We start from the raw sequence: 18263 nt of genomic DNA, 5'->3' as shown, positions 1-18263 counted from the left end.
TGCCGCTCATTTTGGCGGTCTCAATTCGGCGTGAAATTTTCTTGGCCAGCAGTTGCGACTATCGCAGCAGCACCGGCACAATTTTCGAAGGCAGGAACGACATGGGCGCACTATCAGGCAAGATCGCGGTGGTCACCGGCGGAAACAGCGGGATCGGACTATCGGCTGCAAAAATCTTTGCGGCCGAGGGCGCGCAAGTCGTCATTACCGGCCGTCGGCGGCAGGCGGTCGAGGAAGCGGTCGCACAGATCGGGGCAGGCGCGCTGGGCATTCAGGGAAATGTGGCCGACGTGTCGCACCATGACGAGGTAGCGCAGCAGATCCGCCAGAGGTTCGGGGCGCTCGACATCTATATGGCGAACGCCGGCATAAACACCATCACGCACTCGGCCGACGTCTCCGAGGCAGAATATGATGCGCAATTTGCCGTCAACACGCGAGGCGTCTTCTTCGGCGTCCAGAAGCTGATTCCGATCATGCGGAACGGCGGCGCAATCATCCTCACAGGCTCGCTGGCCAGCGAGAAGGTTCTGGACGGTCATGCTGTTTACGCGGGCTCGAAGGCGGCCATAAATGCCTTTGCGCGCAGTTGGGCGATAGAACTGAAGTCTCGCGGCATCCGGGTCAACGTGCTCAGCCCAGGTCCGGTGGATACGGCTATTCTCGATAAGCTAGGCATACCGTTTGAGCAGCGCGGGCCGTTTGAAAAGGCGATGGCCGAGGCAATACCCCTGGGCCGGATGGGGCAGCCGGAAGAGCTGGCAAAAGCCGCCCTGTTCCTTGCCTCGGACGCGAGCAGTTTCGTCACGGGCATCAATCTGCGGGTCGACGGCGGGATGGCAGTGCTCTGAGCCACGACTGCGATGTCGTCGCGCCAATAGACGGCCGAATAATGCCTAAGCAATCGGTCTTCCTCACGAAAATTTTCCGGGAAGCTGCCGCACGAGTCGCGCCAAATAGGTCGGAGGCGAGACGTTCCGTCGACGTGGTGCAAATTGAGCCACGTAAGCGGCAAGTCGCATTGCAGGGATCGACGCGCAAGAGAGAAGTCGGCTCGCCGATACGGCGGAAGGACCGAGGTCTCGCCCCGGTCCTTCAATTTTCTGTAGGTCGGGATCAGTGACCCCAGATGCCCTGGCCATATTCATCGTTGGGAGCAGTCGGCTTGCGTACGGTTTTCGGCACCCCGATATCGTTGTTCATTTTTTGGATCGAGGATGTATACATGTTGTCAGACGCAGTCGCAGGCTGCTGGGCTCCATTTGATCCATAGTGGTCGCTTCCGGCAATGGCGCTACCTGCTGTAATAACAAGCGCGGCGACAGCAAGGACTGTCATTTTCATTTCAGTAACTCTATTGGTAGCTTGGATGGTATTCACCCATACAAATATAGATGCCGTGACGCAGCGACACGATCAGACGGTCCGGCTGTTTGACCCATACGAACGCATTGGGCGATGCGGGCCGAAGGCCAGGGACTATGTCGTCTGCGAGAGGAGGCTTTGCCGCCATGTTCGATCCGGCCGGCTCACCAGCGCTCAACGGATCGACCGCGCCAGGTTCTCGCCACGGCGGCAGCGGCGTCTTGCAAACACAACTCTCTGGCCGCGCGCCCTCAGTGTCTGTTCCGGCGACTGCCGACAATGCACACCCGGCATAGATACCCTCAATCATGCTGCAGGGCACCTGATCTCCCTGGTGACCTACCCTGCACCTTGGCATTGTATGACAGACCCTTCCGCACAATAGGTTGGCGGGCCGCGTCGGCGCATTCTCCTGAGCATTGGTCACCACAGGCCACACGGGAGAAAGCAAATGCGAAACATAACTCGAGTCCTGGCGCTCACCGCGGCGCTTGCCGCGTCGGGCGGCGGGATGGCGCAGGCCGCGAATTCTCAGCCCAAGCCGACGATCGTACTGGTGCACGGCGCCTTCGCGGAATCGTCGAGCTGGGACGCAGTCATCACCAAGCTCAGCAAAGACGGTTATGTAGCGATAGCCGCAGCTAATCCGCTCCGCGGCGTTGCCAGCGATGCGAAAGCAGTCTCAGCCATCGTCCGGTCGGTTTCCGGGCCAGTTGTGCTGGTGGGGCATTCCTACGGCGGGCCTGTCATCACCGAGGCCGCCAATGGCAATCCCAATGTAAAGGCCTTGGTCTACGTGGCGGGTTTCGCGCCGGATACCGGCGAATCGAGCCTTACGTTGTCCAGCATGTTTCCCGGCAGCACCTTGGGGAGCGCGCTTGCTCCAGTCGCGTTGCCGGACGGCGGACAAGACCTCTTCATCGAGCCGGCCAAGTTCCGCGCCCAGTTCGCCGCCGACGTTCCGCAAGAGCAGACTTTGCTGATGGCTGCCACTCAACGCCCTGTTGCGCAGGCAGCTCTGGCAGAAGCCTCGGGCGTCGCCTCATGGAAGACGCTGCCGTCCTACATGATCTACGGCTCGGATGACCGGAACATCCCGGCAGCCGTCATGAGCTTCATGGCCAAGCGTGCGCACGCGGTAAAGACCGTCGTCATCGAGGGTGCGTCCCACGCGCTCATGGTTTCGCATCCCGACGAGGTCACGTCACTCATCGAGGATGCTTCTGCGTCGGTCAGTCAGTAGCAGGCTGGAAGCGCCTGCATCCGATCGAGCAACGAAAATAGACACGCAACACCAGGAGACTAGACATGAAGATCGTCGTCATCGGCGGAACCGGACTGATCGGTTCAAAGACCGTGGAGAGACTGCGAAACAAAGGACACGACGTGCTTGCGGCGTCGCCGAATTCGGGCGTCAACACCGTTACGGGACAGGGTCTGGCCGCCGCGCTTGCCGGTGCGCAGGTCGTCGTCGACCTCGCGAACTCGCCGTCGTTCGAGGAAAAGGCTGCCCTGGAGTTCTTCGAGGCATCCGGGCGTAATCTTTTTGCGGCCGAAACGGCCGCCGGCGTCCGTCATCACGTGGCGCTGTCGGTCGTCGGTACCGACCGACTGCAGGGCATGGGCTATTTCCGCGGCAAGTTGCTTCAGGAAAAGCTGATCAGGGAGTCCGGAATTCCCTACACCATCGTTCACGCCACTCAGTTCTTCGAATTCACCGCCGCCATCGCAAACACGGGCGCCGTCGGGGATACCATTCATATGTCGCCGGCCTACTTCCAACCCATGGCGGCTGATAATGTTGCCGACGCGATGGCGGACGTCGCGCTTGCCGCGCCGTTGAACGGCATGATCGAAATTGCCGGTCCGGAGCGTGTTCGCATGAGCGAACTTGTCGAGCGCTTCCTGAAGGCCACCAACGATCCCCGTAAAGTCGTCGCGGATCCTGGTGCTCTCTACTACGGCCAAGTGGCAATCGACGATCGAACGCTTATGCCCGGCGACAACGCGCGCATCGGCGCCGTGCGTTTCGATGATTGGCTCAGCCGATACACGCCGCCGAAATAAGCAAACAAAAGCGAACGCCGATCCTCTGATCCATCAGATCAGCACTCTCTTACCATTCGTATTTCAACAAGGAGACCAGACATGATCAAAACACTTCTCTGCGCGGCGGCGCTCACCGCCGCTTCTGTCACTGCAGCGATGGCCGATGACGCAAGCGTGAAGCTTGTCTACGACCAGGCTCTTCCAAACGTGCCCGGCAAGAGTATGAAAGCCGTGCTGGTCGAATACGAGCCGGGCGGAACATCGCCGGCCCACACCCATCCCAACTCCGCGTTCATTTACGCGACGGTCCTAGAGGGAGCTATGCGAAGCCAGGTCAACGATGGCCCGGTGACGACCTATCGCGCCGGCGAAAGTTTCTCGGAATTTCCGGGCGATCGTCATGCCGTCAGCGAAAACGCCAGCAAGACCGAACGTGCCCGCCTGCTTGCTATTTTCGTCGTTGACACCAGCGAGACGGAACTGACGACGAACGCGAAATGAAATCGTAGCCGCCGGGACCATCGGGGCGTATGCGAAGGGACGTCAGTGACATGAATTCGATCGCCAGCCGCACACTTGCGGGGATTTCGGTCCCCGATACACCGCTTGTTGGCCGAGCGATCGAACATGCCCGCCAGCGATGTGAACCCTACTTGTTCAACCACGTGGTCCGATCCTGGCTTTTCGCGGCCCGGATCGGACAGATTCAGAGTATCCAGCACGACGCGGAGGTTGTTGCCGTTGCAACCCTGTTGCATGACGTCACGCTCAATGAGGACTTCGCCGGGCCGCGCCGCTTCGAAGTGGAAGGCGCCGATCTTGCCCGCACCTTCGTTCGGGAAGGCGGCTTCGACGAGCGGCGCGCCCAATTGATCTGGGACAGCGTCGCCCTCAACTCGACGCCATCGATCGGCCTTTACAAGGAGGCTGAGGTGGCGCTGTGCACAGCCGGCATCTGCCTCGATGTCGTCGGCTTGCAATACAGCCTCGTTTCGTCAGCTGAGATTGCAAAGATCGTTGGCGAATTTCCGCGCCTCGGGATGAAGCGGCGGATGACGCGATGCTTTTGCCATATCGCCGAGATCAGGCCCGAAACCACCTACGACAACTTTGCCCGGGACTTCGGCGAGCGCTTTGTCTCCGGCTACAAGGCGCCTTCAGCAGTTGATCTTGTGATGAACACTCCCTTCGAAGAGTGAGGGCAGTTTCGATCCAGGTCTCTCGATCGAGGCCGGCCAGCTCAGCCGAGCCCTTCATATGACCCAAACGCTGTGCGCCTGTCGCATGCCTGCGGCAAAGCGAATTGCCGAGGGCAGCGTTCAGGGTGCCAATTTCCACCGCTTACTATACTTCGGTTTAGGCGCCCCAAACCAATCGAGTGGCAATACATATCATCGGCAGGATAGCAACAGTTTGGCTCACCGGTCATCCTTATGCTGCAATGGATTGCAAACACCTCAAGGAGATAAGTAATGAATATTGCAGCGTCACCGGTCGCTCCGAAAGGAAAAGCTGTCGCCCAACGCGCGAGTTATGCGGAGCAGTCGCCAGAACTTCTGAAGAAATTTATTGAATTTCTTGGTGCGACGCGAGAGGGGTCGATCGAAGAGCCGATCCGCGACCTTGTTGCAGTCCGAGCCGCGCAGCTGAACGGGTGCACCTTCTGCCTCGATATGCACGTCAAACAGGCGAAGATCCATGGCGAGCGCGAACTGCGCCTTTACCACCTGGCAGCCTGGCGGGATTCGACCTTGTTCGTTCCTCGCGAGCGTGCAGCCTTGGCATGGACGGAAGTCTTGACCAAGCTGCCCGAGCAGGGTGTCCCGGACGAGATCTACGATCGGGTCAGGTCGCAGCTTTCCGAGAAGGAGATTTCCGATCTGACCTTCGTTGTCATGGCGGTCAATTCTTGGAATCGTCTGAACATCGGCTTCAAACCCGTCCCGGGCTCGGGGGATGCGAAGTTTGGCCTGAGCAAAGCAGCACTAAGCTAATCTTTGGAATGGGTCAGAATGGCGCTTGTTTGGGCGCCATTCTGACGGCCAGGCAGGGGCGCCGACCTCGGCGACCAAACCCTGGAACCGATCCCAGCCTCCCGGCCGCGGCCGCGAGGCGCTCTCAGGAGGGCGTCATGCGCATTGACAGTCTGCATCCAGTAATATCGGCCCGTCTCATGGTGATCGATGTCGACGCTCCACTCCGCAGTGCAGCACTCTCACTTTCCAGGCCCGCAATAGGCCTGGTCGTGGTGTGCCACGGCAGTGGGGAGGCGGCAGGCGTGCTGAGCAAGTCCGACCTTGTCCGCCATCTGGCGAATTCAGGGCCAACAGAAGCGCCGATTGCGGCATTGATGAGCCGGTCCATCGTGTCCTGTGGTCCCGACGATGATCTTCATTCAGTCTGGCAGACCATGGCCGCGCAAGGCCTGCAGAATGTGCCGGTGCTCGGGGCTGACTCGAAACCACTAGGCGTCCTCGATATCCGTGATGCGATGAAGGCGCTCTTCAAACAAGAGGAACTGCAGGAACGGCTGCTTGCCAACTATATCAGCGGGATCGGCTATCAATAGATCATGGTCTCGCGATTGAATATACATAAGGATGTGTTGGAGTCGTCTTAGATATAATAGACAATAAATGCCGTAAATTATAGCGTATTGAAGCAAATAGGTGTCGACTAAGCCAACGGGGGAATGAAATGTTTCGTCCGGACATAAAAGAGGATGTCTTCGACAGCCCGCCCGATGGTCCTGGAAGTGGTATGTCCGTGCAAATGTCGACCGCCGGCATTGTCCATGACCTGGGCAATCTCATTCAGGTCGCCTCGTCGGCGTTGAACCACCTGGCCCGCGATCCGAGCATCCAAGCGGCTCCGGCGCTTGGGCCTGTAATTGCCGGCGCCAAAACGGCTTTGGAACGGGCTGGGGGCCTTGTCCGGCAAACCATCAGCCTGGCCCGAGAGAGCCGCGCGGAAATCGAATGCACAAACGTAGGTGCTTGCCTGGCTGAGATCGAAACCCTCGTGCGGAGCGCCTTGGATGCCAATTTCGGTCTTGAGCTTCGGGTTGGGTCCGACCTGCCTTTGGTGAGATGCGATCGCTTTGGATTGCAAAATGCGGTTCTGAATCTTCTGTTCAACGCCCGCGATGCAATGCCTGACGGCGGTTTCATCTCGATCGATGCCGGCTTGGCCTCTGAAAGCTCTACCGCCGGTCAGGTAGATATCCGTGTCGCGGACAACGGTATCGGGATGACCAGCGAGACAATGGTCTGCGCCTTCGATCCGTTCTTCACCACCAAAAGCGAAGGCCTCGGCGGCGTCGGTTTGCCGATGGTGAAGCGCTTTGCCGAGCAGTCAGGCGGAAGCATCGATATTCAGAGCACGCTTGGGGCAGGCACGACCGTCACTCTGCGGTTGCCTGCGGTGCGATAGCGGCCGGCCAATCTCCCTCCGGTGACAGACGTGACATACAATCGAGAGATAAAGATGGATGCACAAGTCGTTGAAAACGTCCAACAGCACCGTTTCGAGCTGCCGATCGCCGGCGATATGTTTGCGGCGGCCTATTATCGGCTCGAAGGCGGGAAGGTCGCGCTGATACACACCGAAGTCCCGTCGGAATTTTCCGGACAAGGGATCGCGTCGCGATTGGCCCAAGGGACCTTCGAACTGCTCCGCAAAACCGGCCGTAAAGCGATCTTGAAATGTCCCTTCATGAGCCGTTTTTTCGCCAAGCACCCGGACTACGCGGATGTCGTCGACGGCTAGTCAGGGCACGAATGTTGAGGGTTTCCCAGGGATCCATCCAAATGCACGACGAGTATGATTTGCAGAGGTTCGTCAGCGCACAGGATCCGGTCTACGACGACGCGCTGGCTATTCTCCGTCAAGGAATGATGTGCACTCCCTACATGGAGTTCATCTTTCCAAGGTTGGCCACCAGGCGAAGCGGTACTGCGCCTGAGCCATATGCAATCGCATCGCTCGACGAGGCCAGCGCCTATCTCTCATTTCCGATTCTCGGAGGCCGTTATCGGGAATGCGTTGGCACCCTGCAGCGGCTCTCCGGCCTAAGCGCTCGCGCAGCCTTCGGTGAGGTTGATGCGAAGAAGTTGCACGCGTCTCTCACGCTGTTTTCCGAAGCAAGCAACGACGAGTTCCTGCTCGAGACAATCTTCGACGTCTGGTTCGACGGTTTGCTCGATGAGGAAACGATGAACGATCTCTACTTGATGTCCTAGTGGTCTGCCTGCGCCACCGGCGTAAAGCCGTCGCGGCGCAGAGGTCACCATCCGCTGCCTTATCCCTCACACGCTGCCATCTGGCAGAGGCATGAGCTCGTGCTCTCCCGGCACGCCTGGGAAGCGGCCCTCGCGCCAATCCGCCTTTGCCTGCTCGATCCGTTCGGCTGAAGTGGAGACGAAGTTCCAATAGATATGACGTGGCTCGGCCAGGGGCTCACCTCCTATCAGCATTAGTCTCGCCGCATGGAAGGCAGGCGCCTGGAGCACAATCTCAGCGCCGGGCGCCAGAGCTATCAATTCAGCCTCATGAAACGTACCGAGCTGGCCGACAATTCCAACCTCACCGGCGACGATGTAGATCGCACGCTCACGGTGTTCGGGTTTCACCTGGTATCGGGCACCGCTCGTGAGCACAATTTCGGCATAGACCATGTCGGAGAACGTCCTTACCGGCGAGACCAACCCGTCGGACTCGCCGGCGATCAACGCAAACTCGATGCCGTCGGCACAGATCCTCGGTATTTCGGGGGCGCCAAAATGTGCGACATCGGCAGCAATTTCTTCATAGCGGGAGGGGAGGGCGATCCAAGCCTGAGCGCCGAAGAGATTGCTTCCCGAGGCCCGGACTTCCGGTGGCGTGCGCTCGGAATGGACGATGCCCGACCCGGCCGTCATCCAGTTGACCTCGCCAGGACGGATGGTCTGCACTTTACCGAAATTGTCCCGATGGACGATCTCGCCATCGATCAGGTAGGTCACGGCCGCAACGCCGATATGCGGATGCGGTCCCATATCGAAACCGTGACCTGCGTCGAATATGGCGGGGCCGAAATGGTCGAACAGGATGAAGGGCCCGATCATGAGGCGATTCGAGGAGGGCAATACACGCCTTATCTTCAGTCCGTCGGCAAAATCACGGACAGCCGGCTGGATGAGTGTATCGATGCCTGTGATATCGCTTTGGCGGGTGGTCATGGATCTCTGTCCTTCTGCATGCCTTGTCAGCCAGGTGCTCGAACGCGCTTGAACGGAGCGGCGCGAAAGACCGTCTGAATGGCATTGAGGAGCGCGAATTTGGAGCTCGCGTGGTGCTGTCCGGCGATGCCGCTTTCGTTAAAAGCCGAAACCCTCATCGACAGGATCGCGGCAAGATCTTCGGCCATTTCGGGCCGGTCGTGCAGCAGCGGCGCAAAGCTTTCCTGGTCTATCTCGTAAACCGTGACAGGGGTCATTGCCCGCAAACTTGACATCTCGCCAATGCCGGCGAGCAAGCCGGTCTCGCCGAAGAAATCGCCAGGTGCAAGCCGGCCGATCTCCTGCAGTTGATCATCGTCCTCGCCAATTTGCCGGACGATGACTCCCGTCCGTACGATCATGAGCGACGGCAGCATCTCTCCCTGTCGTGCGACGATCTCGCCCTTGTGGTAGCTGCGAACCGAGGCCGCTTTGGCGAGCGACTCCTGCTCGGTACCCGTCAGTGCCGAGAATACCGGTATGGAATTAATGAGTTCGATTGGGGTGAAGCCTTGCGACGCTGCCGTCTCGTCGCTCGGCCGGTTGGTCATGGCAATCGAAGCCGAAAGTGGCTGCGCCAGCAGTATGCCGGTCGACTTTGAATGGCGATAAATGAGATCGAAGATGTCGTTCCGAGCGGCACTTCGCTGGTCAATACTTGCGACGCGAAACGACAACTCTATCTCGATAGCTGCGGCATCCAGGCTTCTGATGGTAACCGAAGGCGGAGGGTCCTGGAGGATTGAATTACAGCTCAGCAAGACAGTGCGCATGAGATCTATGATGATCGCCGGCGTCTTCGTTGGCGCCACCTTGACGGTCACGGCAAGTCCATGGCTCTCGTCCGGACCGCTTAAATTTGTTACCCCGATCTTGGCGAGAAGGCTGTTTGGCAGTGCGACGACATTGTGGGTCGGGGTCAGGAGTTGAGTCGACCGCCAATTGGTCTCGACAACGCGGCCTTCGGTTCCGTCGCCCAGAATGATCCAGTTTCCAAGCACGTAAGGGCGGCCGAGGTTAAGCGCGATCCCCGAAAATACGTCACCAAGCGTATTCTGGAGCGCCAGTCCCAGGATGACGGCAAAGACGCCCGACGTGGCAATGAGCGTTCCGACCGGCACTGCAAAGACAAACGCCAGGATCGACAGGAACATTCCAGCGTAGACGACACCGACCACGACGTCCTGCAGGAGACGTGCCTCGCGCGGCTTTCGCTCAAAGACGAGATAGATACGGACAAATCCGATTAGCGCCCAGGCAAGGTGAACCCACCAGAGCAGCTTGACCGAGCCGGTGAGGACCGCTCCTCCGGTTGTCTCGTTGTCCCCTGCTGCCTCGTACGGAATGACGCGCAGGTCGACAACCATGGCCGACATCGCGAGGAAAAAGCCGAGTTGGACGACCAGCTTCGCATTGGCGAAGCGTCTGGGGATGAGGGTCCAAACGACGATCCCGGCGAGGCCGAGCAACACGATGTAGACCAGAGGAGAGTTCCACCAGTTCATGAACGATCACCGCCATGCCCAGTTCAACGTTTGGTCTCCGGCCCGGCGATCGGGCCTCTGCCGCTGGCCTTGTCTTTTTCGAGAACTGCTTCGGTGATCGAATTAGGCAGCCGTCGCGGCTTTTCGATCAGCCCGAGCGCAGGCATGGCGATGATGAAGAACGCAAAATAGTAAAGCGTCGCCAGTTGGGACATGACGACGTATGCGCCTTCCGCCGGTCGCGAGCCGAGCCAGCCGAGAAAGAGGGCATTGGCAACGAACAGCCAGAAGAGCACCCTGTACCAGGGGCGATAGACCGCCGAGCGCACCGTCGAGGTGTCGAGCCACGGCACCAGGAACAGCACCGCGATCGAGCCGAACATCGCGAGCACGCCGCCGAGCTTGGAATCGATCGGCCCGATATTGAACGTGATGGCCCGCAGGATCGCGTAAAACGGCAGGAAGTACCATTCCGGCACGATGTGGGCCGGCGTCTTCAGCGGATTGGCGATGCTGTTGTTGTCGGGATGGCCGAGATAGTTCGGCAGGTAGAAGACGAAATAGGCGAAGAAGAACAGGAACACGAGGATGCCGAAGGCATCTTTGACGGTGGCATAGGGCGTGAAGTCCACGACATCGGTTTTCGATTTGACCTCTATGCCGGTCGGATTGTTCTGGCCGACGACGTGAAGCGCCCAGATATGCAAGGTCACCACGCCCGCAAGCACAAATGGCAGCAGGTAATGCAGCGCAAAGAAGCGGTTCAGCGTCGGATTATCGACCGCGAAGCCGCCGAGCAAAAGCTGCTGGAGCCAGTCGCCGATCAGTGGGACGGCCGTGAAGAAGTTGGTGATGACAGTAGCGCCCCAGAACGACATCTGTCCCCAAGGCAGCACGTAGCCCATGAAGGCCGTCGCCATCATCAGCAGGAGATTGGTGCAACCGAGCACCCACAGCAGCTCACGCGGCGCCTTGTACGAACCATAGTAGAGCCCGCGGCAGATGTGGAGGTAGACGGCAATGAAGAAGAACGACGCGCCGTTGGAATGGAGATAGCGCAGCAGCCAGCCCGAATTCACGTCGCGCATGATCTTCTCGACCGAATTGAAGGCCAGCCCCGTATCCGGAGCGTAATGCATCGCCAGCACGATGCCGGTCAGGATCTGTGAAACCAGCATGATCGTGAGAATGCCGCCGAACGTATAGGCGTAGTTCAGGTTGCGCGGGACGGGATAGACGATGAAGCTGTCGTGCACCAGCCGCGGCAGCGGCAGGCGGGCGTCGAACCAACGTTCGATTCTGGTTTTGGGCGTATAGGTCGAGTGTTTGTCGCCGCTCATCGAAATGCCCCCTGCCTTAACCGATGCGGATCTTGGTGTCGGAAACGAACTGGAACACCGGTACCGCCATGTTCTCGGGCGCCAGCCCCTTTCGGATGCGGCCGGCGGGGTCGTATTGAGAACCGTGACAAGGGCAGAGCCAGCCACCGAAATCGCCTTCCTGGCCATGCGGGATGCAGCCGAGATGGGTGCAGACCTGGACCATCACCACCCAGGCTTCCTTGCCCGGCATAGTTCGGTTGGCGTCGGTTGCCGGCGCATCGGCCGGCAGGTTGGCGTTGCGGGCAATTGGATCCTTGAGCTCGGCGAGACTGACTGCCTGGCCGTCCTTCCTCTCTTTTTCGGTGCGGTTGCGCACGACCACCGGCTTGCCGTGCCAGTCGACGATCAGCGACGTTCCCGGCGTCAGCGAGGAGACGTCGACCTCGATCGCGGCGGGCGCTTCGACGCTCAATGTGTGCTCGGCTTTGGAGGTTTCGGAAAGGTCGGCCATGATGGCGACTCCTATTGTTGGAAGCTGCTTCATCGCGTTGGTGGCAATCGAGCAAAAGCAGGCCACGGCTTTCGCCTTTCCAGTCTGCTTATGTCGCGCGGAATATGCCGGCCGTGGCCGGGTGTGAGCCATCGTGCCAACGGCACGTGCGTCCAATACTTTCGTTTAGGATTTCCTGAGCGAAGGACTGGTCGGGCTGTCGATGATGTCATCATGGAAGGCTCTGGATTCCTCCAGATAACCGTTGGCCACTGAGCTGGGATATGCCCCGGCATTGCGCACGGCGATCCCGAACTTCAGCCCGACCATACCTCGGCATAGGCACGTCTAGCTGTCGGTGTCGTAGTCGTCGTCCCCGCCAAGTGCGAATTCTTGGAGCGGTGTCTTGCGTGGCAGGTTTTCCGCCCGGCGACGACCAATTGCGCCGATTCAATCGGGTTCAGAAAAGGGAAAAGCGGTGAAACTCTACTACAGCCCTCTCGCCTGCAGCCTGGCGGACCACATCGCACTGGAAGAGGCTGGTGTTTCCTTCGAGCGCGAAAGTGTGAACCTCAAGACCAAACGAACAGGCTCCGGGGATGATTTCACTACCGTCACGCGCAAGGGCTACGTTCCAGCCCTCATGCTGGATAGCGGCGAAACGCTGACGGAAAATATCGCCGTCCTCGACTGGATTGCGTCGCAATACCCGCCACTGGGAGTGGCGGGGCCGTTGGGCCGTACCCGCCTTCTCGAAGCGCTGGCCTACGTCTCAACTGAAATACACCGAAGCTTCAAGCCGATGTGGCACCAAAGCAGCGATACCGAAAAGGCCAAGGCGAGCGTGACGATTACGAGCCAACTCGAGTTCTTCGCTGACGGGCTCGAGACCGACTATCTGTTCGGCGACAAACCCACCGTCGCGGATTTTTATCTTTTCGTGATGCTGCTTTGGGCGGCGCGCTTCCACGTCCCTGTTCCCGCGCCTTTGCAAGCGCTTCGCGCCCGAATGGCTGCCCGACCGGCTGTGCGCATCGCAATGGATCGTGAGGGCCTCGTCTAAAGCCGGGGGTGGCTCCGAGCACAAGATCAGACGCAACATATTCTCTCGCCCCAACAGAAGGTCAGGAGTCATTGTCATGCTGCCGTTTCTGCGGATGCTACATCCAGCCGCTTCCAAGCGCCGGGATGGCCTACGTCTCGAATTTCTCCGGAGCGAAATCGAGGAAACGCTGGACCTTACCGACATTCAGTCAGAGCTCGCCGCACGGCCTCCTGGCAGAGTGGTTACAATCCTGGATTCGCCGCAGTCACCGTCGAAATAAACGCAATATTTCCTGTCGGCCGATGCGGCCGGCGGTCTAGTCGTTCCCGCTTGTTGGTCATCATAGAGGCTTCATCATGAGTGCGAGTAAGGCTCCCGAGACGGTCGATCATCGCCGCCGGCGCATTGTTGGTGCAACAGCAATGACGTTCGCCGCCACCGAACTCGGCTTGAGCGCGCCGGCAGCCACTTGGATGGTCGAGGCGAGGGCATCTGCGACGCAAGCCACGCAGAACGCGTTCGGCTCGCTCAGGCAGGTCAATGCCGGAAAGCTGAGCGTCGGACATGCGGAACTGGGGCCCGCCGAAGGTGCCCCTGTGATCCTGCTTCATGGCTGGCCTTATGACATTCACACCTACACCGACGTCGCTCCCCTGCTTGCCGCAAAGGGGTACCGCGTGATTGTGCCCTACCTGCGCGGCTACGGCACTACGCGCTTCCTGTCGGACGACACGATGCGCAACGGCCAGCAGTCGGCGCTCGCCGCGGATACGATTGCCCTGATGGATGCGCTGGGGATCGCGAAGGCCACGATCGCCGGCTGCGACTGGGGCGCTCGAACGGCCAATGTCGTTGCCGCGCTCTGGCCGGAGCGTTGCAAGGCGATCGTCTCGGTGAGCGGCTATCTCATCGGAAATCAGCAGGTCGGCATGGTGCCGCTGCCACCGGAGGCTGAGCTTCAATGGTGGTATCAGTATTACTTCGCCACGGATCGCGGCCGCGCCGGCTACGAGAAATACACGCGCGATTTCGCCAAACTCATCTGGCAACTCGCTTCGCCGCAGTGGAATTTCGACGATGACATCTTCCAGCGCAGCGCCGCAGCCTTGGACAACCCGGATCACGTCAGCATCGTCATTCACAATTACCGCTGGAGGCTCGGCCTGGCACATGGCGAGCCGGAATATGACGTTCTGGAAAACCGGCTGGCCGAAGCTCCCGTGATCACAGTGCCGACCATTACCCTTGAGGGTGATGCCAATGGCGCACCCCATCCCGACAGCAGTTCCTACGCCAAGAAATTCTCGGGCAGATACACGCACCGGATCATCACCGGCGGTATCGGCCACAACTTGCCTCAAGAAGCCCCGCAAGCCTTTGCCCAGGCTGTCATTGACGTCGGCGAATACTGATCAAGTCCATGACGTGCCCCGACCGTAAGGAATAACACGGGAAGATTTCGGGTTCTCGGCACAGCCTTCCGTCCGCTTAGGCGAGAACAGCTCTCCCGCTGACCCAGACCGACGCGATGTTGGCCCTGGAAGCGGAGTAGACGATCTTCTGAAGGATGCCGTCGCCGTCGTCGAGTTCGTCCCACAGGTGAATTGTGCCTCTGGGCGCGGCGGTGTCGACCAGGATCGCATCGAAATGGTAGCCAGGCGAGAATCGTCCCACAGGCAAGCCGAGTGCCGCGCCGCCGCCTGCCGTCGCCAAGTGGAAGGCCTCGCGAAAGTCGACGCGTGCTGTTCCGGCCGTGCCGCGCGCCTCGGCCGCTAGCGCCGGGTCGGTGCCGGTTTCCAGCATGCGCGACGACATGACCGTCGCGCGCATCGCATCGAACATCGAGGCGCTCGGTCCCCCGGAAATATCGGTGCCGAGCCCGACCTTGACACCCTTCTCGAGGGCCGCCCTCAACGGGAACACGGCGCCTGCGAAGTAGGCGTTGGAAACGGCGCAGTGCGCCACGGCCGCCTTGCGCACACGGATTGTCTCCATGTCGGCAGGCGTAATGAAGTTGGCGTGCGCGAGCACGCTGCCGGCGCGCAGCAGGCCGAAGCGATCAAGGCTCGACGTGTCGCTGATCCCGTGGCGCTGCAGCACGTAGCCATGCGCCCAGTCGCTTTCCGAGCAATGCGTCTGCACATGGCAGCCGCATTCCTGTGCGAGCGCTCCAAGGCCTTCGAGGGCGGCGTCGGTACAGGAGGGGATGAAGCGCGGAGTAATGACCGGCTTTACCCGTCCCGCGGCATTGTCCGGATGCCCATGCACGTAGTCGATCACAGCGCGCGTGCCATCGATGGCCGCGTCCGCCGAGGTATCGCGATAATAGGCCGGGCACTCGTCGGGATTGTCCATCGCCACTTTGCCGACCAGCGCACGTTGTCCGCGTTCGAGGCAAATGTCGACGAGCAGCCTTGTCGCGTCCTGATGGATGGTTGCGAAGTAGAGCGCTGTGGTCGTGCCGTCAGCGATCAGGTCGTCGACCAGAAGGCCGTAGCTGCGCCGCGCGAAGGCGAGATCGGCGTAGCGCGCCTCCAGGGCAAACGTGTATTTGTGAAGCCAGGTCTCGAGCGGCACGTCCAGCGCCCGGCCGAGCTGCGGATATTGCGGCGCGTGCACGTGAAGATCGACGAAGCCGGGCAGCAGATAACTCTGCGCCGGCAAGGTCGCCAGCGCGCCGGTCCGGCGTGCGGCCTCCACCCCCTCGTCATAGCCGGCATCATGCGGATGCAGCACCGAGGCGATGATGCCTGATTGATCGACTGCGATCAGGGCATGGCGCAACTCTTCCACGAGCCCGCGCTCCGGCGCGTGAAAGCCGCTGGCCAGAAGCGTCTTGCCGTTCAGGTTGCTCACCTGTCCTCCGCCGAAGAACAGCTAAGCACTGCGGCCGGGCAGCGCCAGAGCGCGTTCGCGAATGCCCGCCCGTCGATGCCGATAGCAATATCGGAGGGGCTGCCACTCATGCGGCTTGCGCCGTCGTGCCGTAGCTGATGCCCTTCTCCTTCAGCCAGCGGCGATAGGCGATGGACGAGCCGTCGGCCCGCGTCGGGATTTCCGTGCGCGGCTCGAGCGGCAAAAGAAGCGGGCGCTGATTCTCCAGGATGATGCGGTCCTGCAGGAAGATGAGCTGCTGGAATTGCACCAGTTCGGTCGTGGTCGACACGTCGTCGATCAGGAACATGACGGGGTGAGCGCGGCAGCGGTCCGGATCAAGGGGCTGCACGAACAGGCAGATCACGTCCCAGCGGGTAGCCGAGTTGGGGCAGGTCTTGTAAAGCATCACCGCGAAAGGATTGGCGACCCGATACATGTATTGGGTCATGATGCCGCCGGTCGCCGAGAGTGCTGCCTGTGGCTGGAAGAATTCGCAGTTGGTCGCCCACACCTCGTCCACGTCGCGGCGGATTTCGGTTGTGTAATGCCGCACTTCCGTGTGCGGCTCGGCGCCCAATATGTCGGTATGGACAAAGGGGAAATGCGCCATGTCGAGGAAATTCTCGACGATGCGGAGGCCGGACGCCTTTACCGCGATCGCGCCGCAAACGACAGGCCGGCGGTCGTCCTCATAGGCCTCCGGGATCGACAGCACATCGCCGGCCGGCATGCCGAGCGTGATCCATAGATAGCCGTAGCGTTCCTTGGCCGGGACTTGGCTGCCGTCGCCGGCGCGCGACACATTGACCGCGCCTGCCGTATCGCGGGCTACCAACAGATCGATGCCCAAAAGCCGGTTCGGCATCGTGCCAACCGGAATCTCGTTCAGCGCGTCAATGCAATACCATTGATCGAGGGCCGCCTGCTCCGCAGCTCGCTTCATGGTCATTGTTGCGTCCTTCCTGTGCTGTCTCACTGCCGATAGATGCGGTCCATCACGGCCCGGTGGTCGGCCATCGCCGCCTCGACATCGAAGGAGGCGAAGTCGCCTCTCGCGATAATCTGCCGGCCGTTGATGTAGGAATAGTCGACCTTGAAGGGTCCGCAAAGCACCAGCGCGGCGAGCGGGTCGCGCTCGGTGCCGGAAAGGCCGAGCTGACTGCGTTTGACTGCGATGAAGTCGGCGCACATGCCGGGCGCGAGATGGCCGATGTCATTGCGGCCGAGCAGGGCAGCGCCGCCGCGCGTCGCCATTTCGAGGGCCTCGCGCGCGGACAGCGCCGTCGGCGTGCCGCCGAAACCGCCGCGGCCGCCGGGCTTTTCGGAGAGATAGTGGTGCGGCGCGACACGCTGAAGCATCAGCGCCAGCCGCGCTTCCATGAACAGGTTCGACGTGTCGTTCGAGGCCGAGCCGTCGACGCCAAGGCCGACCTTCACGCCCTTGTCGAGCATCTCGCGGATCTTCGCGATGCCCTGGCCGCAGCGCATGTTGGCCGACGGGCAATGGGCGACCCCGGTGCCGGTTTCGGCGAAGCGGTCGATCTCGTCGCTGGTCATGAAGATCGAGTGGGCGAACCAGACGTCGTCACCGAGCCAGCCGACGGATTCGGCGAACTCGACCGGCCGCTTGCCATAGATTTCGAGGCAGTACTTCTCCTCGAAAAGCTCTTCGGCAAGGTGCGAATGCAGGTTCACGCCCTTGTGGCTGCGCGCCAGCGATGCCGCATCGCGCATCAACTCCGGAGTCACCGAGAAGGGCGAGCAGGGAGCCAGGATGATGCGGCTCATCGAATGCCGCGACGCGTCGTGATAGCTGCCGATCAGCCGTTCGGCATCCTTCAGGATATCCTCTTCCTTTTCGACGCAGCGGTCCGGCGGCAGGCCGCCCTGGCTTTCGCCGCGCGACATGGCTCCACGCGCAGCGTGGAAACGCAGACCGATATCGCGGGCCGCACCGATCGTCGCGTCGAGCGTGCAGTTGTTGGGCAAGATGTAGAGGTGATCGGAGCTGGTCGTGCAGCCCGAATGGATGAGCTCGGCCATCGCTACGCGCGCAGAGACGCCTATCGCATCGTCGTCGAGCTCGGCCCAGATCGGATAGAGCGTCTTCAGCCAGACAAGCAGCTCGTCGTTCTGAGCCATCACACGGGTGAGGTTCTGGTACATATGGTGATGCGTGTTCACCATGCCCGGCATGACGACATGACCCGACAGGTCGAGCACCTCGTCGGCGCTGGAGGCACTGAGTTCCGCGGTGGTGCCGACCGCCTCGACGACGTTGCCGTCGATCAACAAGGCGCCGTCGGAAATCTCGCGGCGCGTATCGTCGAAGGTGGCGAGCAGATCGATGTTCTTGACAAGCAGGCGGGGCAT

Annotated in this window: 20 protein-coding genes; 12 read left to right on the top strand and 8 right to left on the bottom strand. The window is 60.5% G+C overall.

Features of this window, described 5'->3' with window-relative positions:
• Positions 1-101 precede the first annotated feature (101 nt).
• Complete coding sequence (locus NKH23_RS19240) at positions 102-851, top strand: glucose 1-dehydrogenase (protein ID WP_352716755.1); 750 nt, start codon at positions 102-104, stop codon at positions 849-851.
• 265 nt (positions 852-1116) lie between these two features.
• On the opposite strand, the gene NKH23_RS19235 is transcribed toward NKH23_RS19240, so the two are convergent.
• Positions 1117-1344, bottom strand: coding sequence for a DUF680 domain-containing protein (locus tag NKH23_RS19235; protein ID WP_352716522.1), 228 nt, complete (start codon positions 1342-1344; stop codon positions 1117-1119).
• 472 nt (positions 1345-1816) lie between these two features.
• Here NKH23_RS19235 and NKH23_RS19230 point away from each other — a divergent pair, with 472 nt between their 5' ends.
• From NKH23_RS19230 to NKH23_RS19190, 9 genes are all read left to right on the top strand, one after another.
• Positions 1817-2608, top strand: coding sequence for an alpha/beta fold hydrolase (locus NKH23_RS19230; RefSeq protein WP_352912440.1), 792 nt, complete (start codon positions 1817-1819; stop codon positions 2606-2608).
• A gap of 65 nt (positions 2609-2673) precedes the next feature.
• The gene (locus NKH23_RS19225; protein WP_352912439.1) at positions 2674-3432 is read left to right on the top strand and encodes an SDR family oxidoreductase; all 759 of its coding nucleotides are present in this window, start codon (positions 2674-2676) and stop codon (positions 3430-3432) included.
• Positions 3433-3513: 81 nt separating this feature from the next.
• A complete protein-coding gene (locus NKH23_RS19220) occupies positions 3514-3915 on the top strand; it encodes a cupin domain-containing protein (RefSeq protein WP_352716527.1) in 402 nt (133 codons plus the stop codon).
• Between the two features lie 50 nt (positions 3916-3965).
• On the top strand, positions 3966-4613 hold the full coding sequence (locus NKH23_RS19215; protein ID WP_352912437.1) for an HD domain-containing protein: 648 nt from the start codon (positions 3966-3968) through the stop codon (positions 4611-4613).
• Between the two features lie 273 nt (positions 4614-4886).
• Complete coding sequence (locus NKH23_RS19210) at positions 4887-5408, top strand: carboxymuconolactone decarboxylase family protein (RefSeq protein WP_023674208.1); 522 nt, start codon at positions 4887-4889, stop codon at positions 5406-5408.
• Between the two features lie 137 nt (positions 5409-5545).
• Entirely contained in the window at positions 5546-5983 is a 438-nt protein-coding gene (locus NKH23_RS19205) for a CBS domain-containing protein (RefSeq protein ID WP_352483844.1), read from the top strand.
• A 128-nt stretch (positions 5984-6111) separates the two neighbouring features.
• On the top strand, positions 6112-6846 hold the full coding sequence (locus tag NKH23_RS19200) for a sensor histidine kinase (RefSeq protein WP_352912435.1): 735 nt from the start codon (positions 6112-6114) through the stop codon (positions 6844-6846).
• Positions 6847-6900: 54 nt separating this feature from the next.
• Positions 6901-7182 (top strand): GNAT family N-acetyltransferase, encoded by a 282-nt coding sequence (locus NKH23_RS19195; protein WP_352716533.1) that lies wholly within the window; start codon positions 6901-6903, stop codon positions 7180-7182.
• A 41-nt stretch (positions 7183-7223) separates the two neighbouring features.
• Entirely contained in the window at positions 7224-7655 is a 432-nt protein-coding gene (locus NKH23_RS19190; RefSeq protein WP_352912433.1) for a DUF1810 domain-containing protein, read from the top strand.
• Positions 7656-7721: 66 nt separating this feature from the next.
• On the opposite strand, the gene NKH23_RS19185 is transcribed toward NKH23_RS19190, so the two are convergent.
• The 4 genes from NKH23_RS19185 to petA are packed head-to-tail and all read right to left on the bottom strand — an operon-like array spanning position 7722 to position 11989.
• Positions 7722-8633, bottom strand: a complete 912-nt coding sequence (locus tag NKH23_RS19185) for a pirin family protein (RefSeq protein WP_352716535.1) — start codon at positions 8631-8633, stop codon at positions 7722-7724.
• A 26-nt stretch (positions 8634-8659) separates the two neighbouring features.
• On the bottom strand, positions 8660-10177 hold the full coding sequence (locus tag NKH23_RS19180) for a mechanosensitive ion channel family protein (RefSeq protein WP_352912431.1): 1518 nt from the start codon (positions 10175-10177) through the stop codon (positions 8660-8662).
• A 23-nt stretch (positions 10178-10200) separates the two neighbouring features.
• Positions 10201-11496 (bottom strand): cytochrome b, encoded by a 1296-nt coding sequence (locus tag NKH23_RS19175; RefSeq protein WP_352716537.1) that lies wholly within the window; start codon positions 11494-11496, stop codon positions 10201-10203.
• A 16-nt stretch (positions 11497-11512) separates the two neighbouring features.
• A complete protein-coding gene (gene petA / locus NKH23_RS19170) occupies positions 11513-11989 on the bottom strand; it encodes a ubiquinol-cytochrome c reductase iron-sulfur subunit (RefSeq protein WP_352716539.1) in 477 nt (158 codons plus the stop codon).
• Positions 11990-12446: 457 nt separating this feature from the next.
• Here petA and NKH23_RS19165 point away from each other — a divergent pair, with 457 nt between their 5' ends.
• Together NKH23_RS19165 and NKH23_RS19160 are read left to right on the top strand one after the other, a co-directional pair.
• Positions 12447-13031, top strand: a complete 585-nt coding sequence (locus tag NKH23_RS19165; RefSeq protein WP_352716541.1) for a glutathione binding-like protein — start codon at positions 12447-12449, stop codon at positions 13029-13031.
• A gap of 338 nt (positions 13032-13369) precedes the next feature.
• Positions 13370-14425: an alpha/beta fold hydrolase gene (locus NKH23_RS19160; RefSeq protein ID WP_352716542.1), complete on the top strand. Its 1056-nt coding sequence runs from the start codon at positions 13370-13372 to the stop codon at positions 14423-14425.
• 76 nt (positions 14426-14501) lie between these two features.
• Here NKH23_RS19160 and guaD read toward each other — a convergent pair whose 3' ends face one another.
• The 3 genes from guaD to NKH23_RS19145 all read right to left on the bottom strand — a co-directional run bounded on the left by guaD (position 14502) and on the right by NKH23_RS19145 (position 18263).
• Positions 14502-15869: a guanine deaminase gene (gene guaD, locus NKH23_RS19155; RefSeq protein ID WP_352912429.1), complete on the bottom strand. Its 1368-nt coding sequence runs from the start codon at positions 15867-15869 to the stop codon at positions 14502-14504.
• A 106-nt stretch (positions 15870-15975) separates the two neighbouring features.
• Complete coding sequence (locus tag NKH23_RS19150; protein ID WP_352716757.1) at positions 15976-16833, bottom strand: aromatic ring-hydroxylating dioxygenase subunit alpha; 858 nt, start codon at positions 16831-16833, stop codon at positions 15976-15978.
• Positions 16834-16862: 29 nt separating this feature from the next.
• Complete coding sequence (locus NKH23_RS19145; protein WP_352716546.1) at positions 16863-18263, bottom strand: 8-oxoguanine deaminase; 1401 nt, start codon at positions 18261-18263, stop codon at positions 16863-16865.

It is taken from the genome of Mesorhizobium sp. M1328, assembly GCF_040318075.1.
Lineage (GTDB): Bacteria > Pseudomonadota > Alphaproteobacteria > Rhizobiales > Rhizobiaceae > Mesorhizobium.
The sequence above is the reverse complement of the archived record's forward strand: the minus strand, read 5'-3'. Positions and strand labels throughout refer to the sequence as shown.